Source organism: Aureibaculum sp. 2308TA14-22 (assembly GCF_040538665.1).
Classification (GTDB): Bacteria; Bacteroidota; Bacteroidia; order Flavobacteriales; family Flavobacteriaceae; genus Aureibaculum.
The window spans coordinates 995,427-1,008,764 of record NZ_JBEWXT010000001.1; the positions used below are offsets into that span (position 1 = coordinate 995,427).

At 33.3% G+C, this 13,338-nt stretch carries 10 protein-coding genes and 2 tRNA genes; all 12 read left to right on the top strand.

All coding sequences use genetic code 11. The features are described 5' to 3' along the window. Window positions 1–6: 6 nt before the first annotated feature. The 12 genes from U5A88_RS04445 to U5A88_RS04500 all read left to right on the top strand — a co-directional run bounded on the left by U5A88_RS04445 (window position 7) and on the right by U5A88_RS04500 (window position 13,333). The gene (locus U5A88_RS04445; RefSeq protein WP_354204133.1) at window positions 7–1,224 is read left to right on the top strand and encodes a bifunctional folylpolyglutamate synthase/dihydrofolate synthase; all 1,218 of its coding nucleotides are present in this window, start codon (window positions 7–9) and stop codon (window positions 1,222–1,224) included. Between the two features lie 129 nt (window positions 1,225–1,353). Then, a tRNA-Val gene (locus tag U5A88_RS04450) sits at window positions 1,354–1,428 on the top strand. A gap of 154 nt (window positions 1,429–1,582) precedes the next feature. Further along, a tRNA-Val gene (locus tag U5A88_RS04455) sits at window positions 1,583–1,657 on the top strand. A gap of 55 nt (window positions 1,658–1,712) precedes the next feature. Beyond that, window positions 1,713–2,612 (top strand): TolB-like translocation protein, encoded by a 900-nt coding sequence (locus U5A88_RS04460; protein WP_354204134.1) that lies wholly within the window; start codon window positions 1,713–1,715, stop codon window positions 2,610–2,612. A 15-nt stretch (window positions 2,613–2,627) separates the two neighbouring features. Further along, window positions 2,628–3,002: a VOC family protein gene (locus U5A88_RS04465; RefSeq protein WP_354204136.1), complete on the top strand. Its 375-nt coding sequence runs from the start codon at window positions 2,628–2,630 to the stop codon at window positions 3,000–3,002. 192 nt (window positions 3,003–3,194) lie between these two features. Further along, window positions 3,195–4,055, top strand: coding sequence for an AraC family transcriptional regulator (locus U5A88_RS04470; RefSeq protein WP_354204138.1), 861 nt, complete (start codon window positions 3,195–3,197; stop codon window positions 4,053–4,055). Window positions 4,056–4,146: 91 nt separating this feature from the next. Then, window positions 4,147–5,463, top strand: a complete 1,317-nt coding sequence (locus tag U5A88_RS04475) for an L-fuconate dehydratase (protein ID WP_354204140.1) — start codon at window positions 4,147–4,149, stop codon at window positions 5,461–5,463. Between the two features lie 17 nt (window positions 5,464–5,480). Beyond that, window positions 5,481–6,257, top strand: coding sequence for an SDR family NAD(P)-dependent oxidoreductase (locus U5A88_RS04480; protein WP_354204142.1), 777 nt, complete (start codon window positions 5,481–5,483; stop codon window positions 6,255–6,257). After that, window positions 6,250–8,604 (top strand): beta-N-acetylhexosaminidase, encoded by a 2,355-nt coding sequence (locus tag U5A88_RS04485; RefSeq protein ID WP_354204144.1) that lies wholly within the window; start codon window positions 6,250–6,252, stop codon window positions 8,602–8,604. The genes U5A88_RS04480 and U5A88_RS04485 overlap by 8 nt, the downstream gene beginning before the upstream one ends. A 6-nt stretch (window positions 8,605–8,610) precedes the next feature. Beyond that, window positions 8,611–10,860, top strand: coding sequence for an alpha-L-fucosidase (locus U5A88_RS04490; RefSeq protein ID WP_354204146.1), 2,250 nt, complete (start codon window positions 8,611–8,613; stop codon window positions 10,858–10,860). A gap of 3 nt (window positions 10,861–10,863) precedes the next feature. Then, on the top strand, window positions 10,864–12,453 hold the full coding sequence (locus tag U5A88_RS04495; RefSeq protein ID WP_354204148.1) for a sulfatase family protein: 1,590 nt from the start codon (window positions 10,864–10,866) through the stop codon (window positions 12,451–12,453). Window positions 12,454–12,478: 25 nt separating this feature from the next. Then, entirely contained in the window at window positions 12,479–13,333 is an 855-nt protein-coding gene (locus U5A88_RS04500; RefSeq protein WP_354204150.1) for a fumarylacetoacetate hydrolase family protein, read from the top strand. Window positions 13,334–13,338 lie beyond the last annotated feature (5 nt).

Sequence of the window (13,338 nt, forward strand, 5' to 3'; positions counted from 1 at the left end):
TTTTTAATGACTTACAAAGCAACTTTAGATTGGATGTTTGCTCAGCTTCCAATGTATCAGTGTCAAGGCAAAACTGCATTTAAAAAAGATTTAACCAATATTTTGGCTTTTGCCGAAAATCTTAACAATCCACATCAAAAATTTAAGAGTGTTCATATAGCAGGCACTAACGGAAAAGGTTCAACTAGTCATATGATTGCTTCGGTTTTACAAGAAGCTGGATATAATGTTGGATTGTATACTTCACCACATCTTAAAGATTTTAGAGAACGTATTAAAGTTAATGGTAAATGTATCTCTAAAAAGAAGGTTGTTCAGTTTATATCGGAAAATAAAACTTTCTTAGAACAACAAAAATTATCATTTTTTGAAATGACTGTTGGTATGGCATTTGATTATTTTGCCAAGCAAAAAGTTGATATTGCTATTATTGAAGTTGGTCTTGGCGGGAGGTTGGATTCTACTAACATTATTAAACCCGAAGTTTCAGTAATTACCAATATCGGTTTCGACCACACACAAATGCTTGGTAATACCTTGCAAGAAATTGCCCATGAAAAAGCAGGCATAATCAAAGAAAACACTCCTGTCGTTATAAGTGAAAGACAGGAAGAAATACAGAATATTTTTTTAAAAAAAGCAGACGAATTGAATGCATCAATTTGTTTTACTGAAGATGAAATTCTTGAAACGTATAAGACGGATTTATTAGGATCTTACCAACTAAAAAATTGCAACGCCGCTGTCAAGACTCTAAATATTTTAAAAACCAAAGGATTTGACGTTTCAAGAAGTAATATAAAAAAAGGATTACAACAGGTAGTCAAAAATACAGGCTTGTTGGGTAGGTGGCAAATCTTAAGTCAAGAACCATTGATTATTTGTGACACGGCACACAATAGAGAAGGCTTAACGTATGTAATAAAACAGTTGCACGAGCAAAAATTTGATAATTTACATATTGTTATTGGAACGGTCAACGATAAGGACTTAAACAGTGTTTTGCCGTTATTTCCTAAAAAAGCTACCTATTATTTTTGTAAGCCTGATGTTATACGAGGTTTGGATGCAGAAAAATTACAAAAGAAAGCCAGTAACTGTCATCTTATTGGAGCTACATACAGCTCGGTAAAAGAAGCTTTTCAAAGTGCAAAGAATGAAGCAAAAACCAATGATTTAATTTTTGTTGGAGGTAGTACTTTTGTAGTTGCTGAAGTAGTTTAATAGTTGGAAAATATTTTATTAAAAAACCTTTGCGATAATGAAAAACTAATTTATATTTGCATCCGCTTTAGGGCAATTAGCTCATCCCGATAGTTATCGTGAGGTTCAGAGTTCAAAAGTAATGCAATGGGGCAATTAGCTCAGTTGGTTCAGAGCACCTCGTTTACACCGAGGGGGTCGGGGGTTCGAATCCCTCATTGCCCACATCAATCACAATCCCGATACAATTTCTTGTATTGGGATTTTTATTTTCGCATAACAAAGTTCGCTTTTGTTTAAATTAAAACTTTTATGCGAATTTTCTCCATTGAAAGATATATTAAAGACAAAATAAATCTTTAAATTTGAATAGTAATTTGGGTCATTAACTCAGTTGGTTCAGAGTGTTACCTTGACAGGGTAGAAGTCACTGGTTCGAATCCAGTATGACCCACATTGTATGCAATACAAATTCGATTATGTATATTTGTTGATATGACATTACATAAATGAATCAATCAACTAAAATACTTTTATTTCTAATTGTAAGTCATCTGTTAAGTTGTGGTTCTTCTAAATCAGATTTGCAATATATAGATAAAAACAAACCATCTTTAACTGCAAAAGTATTTGCACCAAATTTTATTTCTAAGGAAGATGAGTCTGAATTTGGGTCTGTTTTTTCAAAAGATGGCACCGAATTTTATTATGCTGTTGATACACACGGAAAGGCAGAAATAAGATACTCCAAGCTTGAAGGTGAAAAATGGACTATACCAATTACCATAATTTCCGACGAAAAATATGGCTATAACGATCCGTTTTTATCTCCCAGTGAAAATGAACTGTTCTATATTTCTGATATGCCTAGAAATGAGTTAGACACTATAAAAGATATTGACATTTGGTATTCAAAAAAAATAAATAATAAATGGTCTAAGCCCATCAATGCAGGTGATTTGATTAATTCTGATAAGAACGAGTATTATATTTCATTTACGTCAAATGGTAAAATGTATTTTGCCTCAAATAAAAATGCGGCTGTAGGTAGAAATCATGATTTTGATATTTATACTGCTACAAGAAAAGACAAAGTATTTGATAAACCACTAAAATTAAGCGATTCTGTTAATACAAAAAGATATGAAGGTGATGTGTTTGTTTCGCCGGATGAATCATATTTGATAGTTTCATCTGCACGTAGGGAAGGGTTAGGTAAAGGAGATTTGTACATTAGTTTTAACAATAAAGATGGTGTTTGGAGCAAAGCCAAAAATATGGGCGAGGTTGTAAATACTAGCGGTCATGAGATTTGCCCATTCGTTACGCATGACGGAAAGTATTTGTTTTATACGAGCAATCAAGATATTTATTGGATAAGTACTAAAATATTTAACAATTTTAAGTAGTATAAAAAAGTGATTATGAAAACTAAACTTTTTGAAGTTATACCTGTATTACCAAGTTCAGATATTGATAGAGATGTGACTTGGTATAAGCAGCAGGTAGGTTTTGAACCACTTTATAAAGACAATATGTATGCTATATTAAAACGAGAAAATATAACTATTCATCTGCAATGGCATGCTGATACTGTAGATGATCCACTATTAGGTGGTTCAGTTATAAGAATAGCTGTAAAAAATATTGAATCTATTTTTCAAGAATTTGTAAAAAGAGGGACGGTATCAGTCGATAAACTTCGCGAAAATACAGACTGGAATACTAATGAATTTGGTTTTTACGATTTAAATAAAAATGCCGTATTTATTTTTGAAGTTGTAAAGAAGATTAGTTAAAATCAAATCTTCTTTTTGGACTTACTCTAATAATTCTGTAAATGATTTTTAATATGCATTTTAATTTGTAGTAAAGTTACTATAGAAGAACTTGTATGTTACATTTAAAGAATTAATAGAAGTACTTTTTTTGCCGAAATTTAAATTTTATCACCTATTTTGTATATTTTTACAAAAATCAATATACAATAAATGAAACTTCATTTATTAAATAGAACAAGTTCTCAAGATTGCTCTTTTACGGTAACTCATAATAATTATCCTTACTTTTTAAAGGTATGGCATTACCACCCTGAATTAGAGTTGAGTTTAATTTTGAAAAGCACTGGTGCATTATTTGTTGGTGATGCAATAGTTGACTTTAAAGAATATGATGTGGTTTTAATAGGCAAAAATTTACCGCACATGTGGTTAAATAATGAAGTTTACTTTGATGAAAATTCTAATTTAAAATCTGAAGCCATTGCTATTCACTTTAACGAATTATTTTTAGGGGATGGTTTTTTTAATATCCCTGAAATGAAAAAAATAAATCAAATGATTAATAAGTCGAGTCATGGTATTAAATTTCTTGACATCGGAAAAGAACTTATTAATGACATTGTAGCTCTTAAATCGTTAGATGCATTTACAAGAATTACTAATTTTATTAAAATACTTCATAAATTATCTAAAACAAAATCTGAAAGTTTGGTGAGTTCAGGGTTCATTAAAAACTTTAATAGAACTGAAAATAAGACCCTAGACAAAGCTTATGAATTTATTTTCAATAACTTTAATGAACCAATTACCTCAAAAGATGTGGCTAATGTTGTACAAATGAATAGTTCTGCTTTTAGTCGATTTTTTAAACGTATGCACAGAAAAACATTTACTGGATTTTTAAATGAATTAAGAATAGGGTATGCCTGTAAATTATTAATTGAAGAAAAACAGAACATTACCTCAATTTGTTATGATTGTGGTTATAACAATATTTCCAATTTTAACCGTCAATTTAGAAAGATTAAGGGAATGTCTCCTTCACAATATCTAAAAGCATATTCAAATTAATATGGACTAAAGCAAAAAAAGTATTTGTTTTTTAATTATATGTGGTTGGTATAAAATTGGTGATACGATAACTTTGTTTTTTTAAAATAAAATGAATAAAAATATTATTATTACTGCCATTGAAGTAAAAGACATTCGTTTTCCTACGAGTAAATCTTTAGACGGGTCTGATGCCATGAATCCTGATCCTGATTATTCTGCCGCTTATGTTGTCCTTAAGACCAATCACCCTAAAAATATAGAAGGACATGGACTTACTTTTACCATTGGTAGAGGCAACGAATTGTGTGTTGCTGCCATAAAATCGATTTCTCCTTTAGTTTTAAACAAAACGCTTGAAAGTTTTACTAAAAATATGGGTGATTTTTATAAAATGATAACTGGTGATAGTCAATTAAGATGGTTAGGGCCTGAAAAAGGTGTTATCCATTTGGCAACTGGAGCAGTAATAAATGCAGTATGGGATTTATATGCCAAAGTAGAGCAAAAGCCGTTATGGAAGCTATTAGCTGATATGAGTCCCGAAGAACTGGTTTCATGTATTGATTTTACCTATATAACAGATGCTATAACACCTGATGAAGCATTGCAGCTATTGAAAGAAAAAGAGCAAACAAAGCAAGATCGAATAGATGATTTATTAAATAATGGATATCCTGCATACACAACTTCTGCAGGTTGGTTAGGCTATTCTGATGATAAAATGAGACGTTTATGTAGAGAAGCCAAAGAACAAGGCTTTAAACACATGAAAATTAAAGTAGGCTCTGATTTAGAAGATGATATGCGTAGGGCAGAAATCATTCGTGAAGAAATTGGGAGTGATTTAAAATTAATGATGGATGCCAATCAAAAATGGGATGTTGATGAAGCTATTGCCAATATGGAATCTTTAAAACAATTTGCCCCTTGGTGGATAGAAGAACCTACCAGTCCTGACGATATTTTAGGACATGCTAAAATTGCAAAAGCGGTACATCCAATTAAAGTGGCAACTGGTGAGCATTGTCAGAATCGTGTTATGTTCAAGCAATTGATGCAGGCAGATGCCATAGGGATTTGTCAGATAGATAGTTGTAGGGTAGGTGGTGTTAACGAGATATTAGCTATTTTACTCATGGCGGCCAAATTTAAAATTCCGGTTTGTCCTCATGCAGGTGGTGTGGGATTGTGTGAATATGTTCAACATTTGTCAATGATAGATTATATTTCAATTAGCGGATCAATAGAGGATAGAATTATTGAATATGTAGATCATTTACATGAGCATTTTTACGACCCCGTGGTAGTAAAGAATGGTGCTTATATGCCACCTTCTTTGGCAGGATATAGCATAACAATGAAAGAGGAATCATTAAAAGAGTATAGTTTTCCTGCTGGTAAAGTCTGGAAAGAAATTTTATCATAAAAAAATTATGAATAAAGATGAAAAAATTTAGTTTAAAAGATAAAATTGCTATTGTTACAGGCGGTGGTAGCGGTATAGGTGAGGCAATTTCTCTAGCTCTAGCTGAACAAGGAGCCACAGTTCATGTTTTGGACATAGGTATTGAAGAATCCCAAAGAACAGTTTCAACAATCAATTCAAATGGTGGTGAAGGGAAAGCATATCAATGTAATGTGGCCAAGCAAAAAGAAGTGAATGAAGTTGTCAAAAAAATTACTGAAGATGGTGAAATTGATATTTTAATTAACAATGCTGGTATTGCCCATGTTGGTAATGTAGAAAACACTACTGAAGTTGATCTAGATAAGATTTACAGCGTCAATGTAAAAGGTGTTTATAATTGTATTCACAGCGTTATGCCATCTATGAAAAAGAAAGGTGGTATAATAATAAATATGGCATCTATCGCTTCGTCGGTAGGGATATCTGATCGTTTTGCATATTCAATGTCGAAAGGAGCGGTTTTAACAATGACCTATTCCGTAGCAAAGGACTATTTAGATTTTGGTATTAGGTGCAATAGTATTTCTCCGGCGAGAGTACACACGCCATTTGTTAATGGGTTTATAAAGGAGAATTATCCTGGTAAGGAAGAAGAAATGTTTGAAAAATTATCTAAAACGCAACCCATCGGTAGAATGGGAAAACCAGAAGAGATTGCCAATTTGGCGGTCTATTTGTGTTCTGATGAAGCTTCATTTATTACAGGAACGGATTTTCCTATTGATGGTGGTTTTATTAAACTAAATGGTTGAAAAGGTACGTAATATGTTATTAAAAAAAATAAAATTAGCATCCAAAATTTTAACCCTAATACTGACTTTATTGGCACTAAATTCTTGTTCAGAAAAAGAGCTTGAACTTAAAGTTGGAAAAGCACATATTATGCCAAAACCGTTGAGTTATATTGAAGAAAAAGGACATTTTGAGTTAACATCATCTTCTATAATAAGTGTTGAAAATGAAGCTCAAAATACGATTGCAAGTCAATTTTTTAGTCAGTTTAACACTGTGGCAGGTTGGGTACCAAAAATAAACATAGGAGGTCAAGGAGATATTAGATTTGAAACTAATAAAAGTATTGAACCGGAAGGATATGAATTAAAAGTAACTACCAACAATATAATCATAAAATCAGGCTCAGAACCTGGTTTTTACTATGCATTACAGAGCTTAAAACAATTACTTCCAGTAGCTTTTTATAAAAAAATATTACAGGAAATAAGATGGGGCATTCCTGTAGTTGATATCAAAGATAAACCTGCATTTGGGTGGCGTGGGTATATGCTTGATGTATCAAGACATTTTTTTGATAAAGATCAAGTAAAACAGGTATTAGATTTTATGGCAGAGTTGAAAATGAATCGGTTTCATTGGCATTTGGCAGATGACCAGGGTTGGCGATTGGAAATTAAAAGTTATCCAAAACTTACAGAAATTGGAGCATGGAGAGTAGATTATAATATTACTGATGAAACCAAATCCAATTGGTGGGGCAGGCCAGAGCAAAAACCTAATGAAAAAGCAACATACGGCGGATTTTACACCCAAGAAGATGTTAAAGAAATAATTGCCTATGCAAAAGAACGTCATATTGAAATTATTCCGGAAATTGATATGCCAGGGCATGCTCAAGCCACTATTGCGGCTTACCCTGAAATTGGTAGTGTTAATGCGGCACCTTATGTGGCCACTGGAGGTGTTATGAAGAATAATACTTACAATCCTGGCAAAGAAGAAACTTTTGAGTTTGCAGAAAAAATGTTGAATGAAGTGATGGATTTATTTCCCTTTAAATATGTCCATATTGGCGGTGATGAGTGTAATAAGGAACAATGGAAACGTGATCCTTATGCACAACAAAAAATAAAAGAAGAAAAATTAAAAGACGAACATGAATTGCAAAGTTATTTTATAAAACGTATCGAAAAAATAATTAACAAACGTGATCGTATCATGATAGGTTGGGATGAAATATTAGAAGGCGGTTTAGCACCTAATGCGACAGTAATGAGTTGGCGAGGAGAAAAAGGAGGAATTATTTCTGCAAAGGCCGGTCATGAAGTAATTATGACTCCAAGTAATTATTGTTATATAGATTTAAAACAAGGACATGACGATTTAGAGCCGAATTTAGGATATTCTCGCTTATTACTTTCTAAGTCATATGGCTATAAAGTAATTCCAGATGCATTAACTCCAAAAGAAAGTAAATTAATCAAAGGTATTCAAGCAAATATGTGGACAGAATCTATTAGTGATTGGAGTAAACTAACCTATATGTCTTTTCCAAGAACTTATGCTATTGCTGAATCTGCATGGACATCCCATGAAAATAAAAATTGGAATGATTTTACGAATAGGTTGTACACTCAATTTGATAGGCTTGACGCTCAAGATGTTCGTTATGCTGTGAGTGCTTTTAGTCCATGGATAGACCATGTAGGAAATGGAAATGAAATAGAAGTACAAATGAAAACAGAGGTAAATGGATTAGATATTTATTATACGTTGGATGGTGAAACTCCAACGCCTCAATCTTTTAAATATAAAGATCCATTTACTATTGACAGTTCTGCTCACTTACAAGCAAGGGCATATAAAAAAAATAAAGCGGTTGGTTATCTTTCGTCTAAAAAATTTCAAATTCATAAAGCAAAAAATATGAAAGCTTTGGATGGTCAAGGCAAAGAAATAAAAAAACTAACAGATTTAAGTTATGGATCCCTTTCTAAAGGGGATAAGGCGTGGCATCATTTTTCTGATAAAGCAGAGATAAATCTTTTTTTTGATAGTGCAATTCAAGTTAAAGAAATACAATTTAATGCATTGAGATTTACTATTTCAGGAATTTATCCTCCAACATCCATAGAAGTTTTTGGTTCAACTGATGGAAAAACTTTTAAATCCTTAGCTAAGAAAGAGCAATTACAAAAAGGAACAGAGCAAGGTAGAAATAAGGTAAATACAAGTTTATCTTTTATTCCTGTTAATATAAAAGCATTAAAAATTAAAGCAACAGGTTTTAACGCTATTCCAGATGAACACCATCAAGGTGGAACACCATCACATATTTGGATAGATGAAATTATTGTCAATTAAACTAAAATGAAAAATATTTTTACATTTATCATAATTACGTCATCATTAATTTCTTGTGTTCAAGAAAAGGTAAAGGTTAATGCATCGCTAATGCCTGTTTCAAATACTATTAAGATCGATGATAATGATACCAATGACTCTATAATTCTCAAAGCGGCACATGTAGTACCCACTAAAAGTCAATATGAAGCTTTAAAAAATGAATTCATTGCGTTTATTCATTTTGGTCCCAATACTTTTACACGGATGGAATGGGGAAATGGTATGGAAGACCCAACGATATTTAATCTTCAAAATTTAGATACAGATCAATGGTGCAAAGCCATGGTAGCTGCCAAAATGAAAATGGTCATCATTACTGTAAAACATCATGACGGATTTGTTCTCTGGCAAAGTCGCTATACCAAACATGGTATTATGTCAACTCCTTTTCAGGATGGTAAAGGTGATATTTTAAAAGAATTATCAGAATCTTGCAAAAAGTATGGTTTAAAATTAGGCGTTTACCTTTCTCCTGCTGATTTATACCAAATAGAAAATAAAGATGGACTTTATGGAAATCTTAGTGAATACTCAGAACGAACCATTCCGCGTCCAGTTGAAGGTCGTCCGTTTGAAAATAGAACTACTTTTAGCTTTAATGTTGATGATTATAATGAGTACTTTTTGAATCAACTTTTTGAGTTATTGACGGAGTATGGACCTATCCATGAAGTATGGTTTGATGGTGCTCATCCTAAAAGAAAAGGAGGTCAAACCTATAATTACTTAGCATGGAAAGAGCTGATAAAGAAATTGGCTCCTAAAGCTGTTATTTTTGGGAAACAAGATATCCGTTGGTGTGGCAATGAATCAGGAGGAACTAGAGATACCGAATGGAACGTAATTCCATATTCAGAAGACCCCAAATTAATGAATCGCTTTGGAGACTTAACAGAGATAGACATAGGTAGTAGAGAGAAATTGTATGCAGGAAAATTCTTGCATTATCAACAAGCGGAAACTAATACCTCTATTCGAGAAGGTTGGTTTTATCGTGATGATGACAAACAAAAAGTTAGAAGTGCAGATGATGTTTTTGATATTTATGAAAGGTCTGTTGGTGGTAATTCCACTTTTTTATTAAACATTCCTCCAAATAGGGAAGGTAAGTTTTCTGATGAAGATGTTAAAGTATTGAAAGAAGTAGGGCAACGTATCACCACGACTTATGGTAAAAACCTGTTTCATGGAGCTGAGAGTTCAACCAAGGTGTTGGATAAAGAGATTTTGAGTTTTGAAGTATTAGATTCCATTAATGACGAAATTGTTATCAATACAAATGAGCCAATAACTATTAATAGGCTTATTATTCAAGAAGCTATTACAACCCATGGCGAACGTGTTGAGAAACATGCAGTTGATGCTTGGATTGATAGTGGATGGAAAGAAATCGCTACCGCCTCAAACATTGGCTATAAAAGGATTTTGCGTTTTCCAGAAGTTACAACAAGCAAATTTAGAATTAGAATATCGAAGTTCCGATTTTATCCAGCTATTTCTAATATTACGGCACATTATTATAAGCCCAAACCACCTCAACTTACTATATCTAGAGATATAGAAGGTAAGGTAAACATCCAACCCAAACAACACAATTTTGGTTGGAAGCCGCATGGCGAAAATGCTTCTGAAAATATCAATTCGGGCGTAAAAGTTTATTATACAACAGATGGTACGGAACCAACAGCGGATTCTGAAATTTATAAAGAGTCTTTTTTACTGGAATCTGGCGAAGTAAAAGCCAAGTCTGAAGTAAATGGCGAAAAAGGGAGTTTAGCGACACAATTATTTGGCATCATAAAAAAAGGTTGGAAAAAACTGGGTGAAGATAGTTTTTCAGAAAAGCAAAAGCCTGAATTCGCTTTTGACGAAAATCCAACTACGTATTGGCAATCTGGCGAAAAAAGCAAACCTAATTACTTGGAAATTGACTTGGGCAAAACTTATGATTTAAAAGGCTTTATCTACACACCTCAAAAAAAACATAACGAAGGAATGATAGAAAAAGGTATTATAAGAATAAGTAATGATGGAAAAACATGGCAACTTTTAGAAGAGTTTGAATTTGGCAATTTAATCAATGATCCTACACCAAGAACTCATTATTTTAAAACACCGATTAAAACACAATTTGTAAGGATTGAAGCTAAAACAATTGCTGGCGGAGGTAGGACAGCCGCGATAGCAGAATTAGATTTTTTAATGGAAGAATAAATTATGAAAATTATATTTAACTATTTTTTTACATTTTTAGTACTGTTAGTTATTGGTTGCAACCCTAAAGAAAAAAACCAAGTAGTTGAAGAAAATAACCTCCCAAATATAATTTATGTTCTTGCAGATGATTTAGGCTATGGTGATATAGGTGCTTTTAATCCCGATGGAAAAATTAAAACACCAAGCTTAGATCAATTAGCAAATGATGGTATCAAGTTTACTGATGCTCATACATCTTCTGCAGTGTGTACCCCAACACGATATGGGATATTAACTGGTAGGTATAATTGGAGAAGCCCAATTAAAAATGGGGTATTAACAGGTGTTTCTAAAGCACTAATTCCAAATGATAGAACAACTGTTGCCTCATTATTGCAAAAAGAAGGTTACGAAACGGGCTTTATCGGCAAATGGCATTTGGGTTGGGATTGGGCTCTAAAGCGAGGCGATTCTGTTGGAGGTACTGGTTGGAATGCCAATGATTATGATAATATTGACTTTTCTAAACCCATTAAAAATGGACCAGCAGCATTAGGATTTACCAATTCTTACGGACATTCTGGTTCTTTAGATATGGCACCCTATGTTTATGTGGAAAACGGAATGCCAACCGCTATTCCAGATACGGTAACTGTAGATAAAGGAAAATATACTTGGTGGCGAGAAGGTCCAACAGCTTCTGATTTTATTCATGTTGATGTTACCCCAAACTTTTTTCGAAAATCATTTTCGTATATTAAGAATAGGGCAAAAGAAGAGAAACCATTCTTTTTATATTTAGCATTGCCATCGCCACACACGCCAATTTTACCAACAGAAAAATGGCAAGGTAAAAGTGGACTGAACCCATATGCAGATTTTATGATGGAGATTGATGATTATATGGGTCAATTACAAAAGGTAGTTGAAAAAGCGGGTATTTCAGAAAATACTATAATCATTTTTACAAGTGATAACGGTTGTTCTCCGCAGGCGGATTTCAAAATTTTAGAGGAAAAAGGGCATAATCCGAGCTATATTTATCGTGGACATAAAGCTGATATTTATGAAGGTGGACACCGAGTACCCTTCATTGTAAAATGGCCAAAAAAAATCGAACCCAATTCAGTTTCTAACAAAACCATTTGCACAACCGATTTATTGGCCACTGTGGCAGATTTAACCAATACAAAGTTAGAAGACAACGAAGGCGAAGACAGTTTTTCTATGCTACCCCTGTTTACCAATAATGGTGATTATTTACGAGAATCCACCGTGCACCATTCCATCAATGGCAGTTTTGCCATCCGAAAAGGAAAATGGAAGATGATCTTTTGTTCGGGTTCAGGAGGTTGGTCCGATCCGAAACCTAATTCCGATATAATTAAAACTCTACCAAAATATCAATTGTATGATTTGGAAAAGGATCCATCTGAGCAACAGAATTTATATGAAAATAACGATGAAATTGCATTAGAACTAGAAAAATTAATAATTGATATTATAAAAAATGGTAGAAGTACGGTAGGTAAAAATCAACTAAATGATGTACCGATGAATGAAAAAGAATGGAAACAAATAAAGAGGTTTAGTATACCAATGCAAAACTAGTTACGAATATATAATAATACAGAAAATGAAATTAATAAGATTTGGAGCAATAGATCAAGAAAAACCAGGAGTACAATTAGAAAACGGAAAAAGAATTGATGTCTCAACATTTGGTGAAGATTATAATGAGTCTTTTTTTGGAGGTGATGGTTTAGAAAGATTAGAAGAATGGTTGGAAACCAATCAAGATAGCTGTCCAGAAATTCCGAAAGGGACTCGATTGGGCTCGCCGCTGGTTCAACCGTCAAAATTAGTTTGCGTAGGGTTAAACTACGCAAAACATGCCGAAGAAGCAGGCATGACCATACCCAAAGAACCAGTGCTGTTCTTTAAATCTACAACGGCTATTTGTGGTCCTTATGATAATGTAATTATCCCAAAAAATTCTGAAAAAACGGATTGGGAAGTTGAATTGGCAATCGTAATTGGTAAAAAAGCATCGTATATAGAAGAGGCAGATGCTTACGATCATATTGCAGGATATGTACTTCATAACGATGTTTCGGAACGAGCATTTCAAATTGAAAAGGAAGGCCAATGGTGTAAAGGAAAAGGTTGCGACACATTTGCCCCTTTAGGACCCTATATCGCTACAAAAGACGAAATTTCAAATCCCAACAACTTGGAATTATGGTTAGATGTTAATGGTGAACGTTTACAGCACTCCTCAACCTCAGACTTTATTTTTAACGTACAAGAAGTGGTCAGTTATATCAGTCAGTATATGACCTTACTTCCTGGAGATATCATATCAACTGGAACGCCCTTTGGTGTTGGTTTAGGGTTTAACCCTCCTAAATATTTAAAACCTAGCGATGTTATGGAATTGGGAATTGAAGGATTGGGAACTTCAAAACAAAAGGCGGTGGCTTACAAATAATCAAT

Coding starts and splice junctions, on each gene's coding strand:
- U5A88_RS04490 (WP_354204146.1), top strand. CDS start 8,611: ATGAAAAATATTTTTACATTTATCATAATTACGTCATCATTAATTTCT.
- U5A88_RS04470 (WP_354204138.1), top strand. CDS start 3,195: ATGAAACTTCATTTATTAAATAGAACAAGTTCTCAAGATTGCTCTTTT.
- U5A88_RS04460 (WP_354204134.1), top strand. CDS start 1,713: ATGAATCAATCAACTAAAATACTTTTATTTCTAATTGTAAGTCATCTG.
- U5A88_RS04445 (WP_354204133.1), top strand. CDS start 7: ATGACTTACAAAGCAACTTTAGATTGGATGTTTGCTCAGCTTCCAATG.
- U5A88_RS04480 (WP_354204142.1), top strand. CDS start 5,481: ATGAAAAAATTTAGTTTAAAAGATAAAATTGCTATTGTTACAGGCGGT.
- U5A88_RS04500 (WP_354204150.1), top strand. CDS start 12,479: ATGAAATTAATAAGATTTGGAGCAATAGATCAAGAAAAACCAGGAGTA.
- U5A88_RS04495 (WP_354204148.1), top strand. CDS start 10,864: ATGAAAATTATATTTAACTATTTTTTTACATTTTTAGTACTGTTAGTT.
- U5A88_RS04465 (WP_354204136.1), top strand. CDS start 2,628: ATGAAAACTAAACTTTTTGAAGTTATACCTGTATTACCAAGTTCAGAT.
- U5A88_RS04475 (WP_354204140.1), top strand. CDS start 4,147: ATGAATAAAAATATTATTATTACTGCCATTGAAGTAAAAGACATTCGT.
- U5A88_RS04485 (WP_354204144.1), top strand. CDS start 6,250: ATGGTTGAAAAGGTACGTAATATGTTATTAAAAAAAATAAAATTAGCA.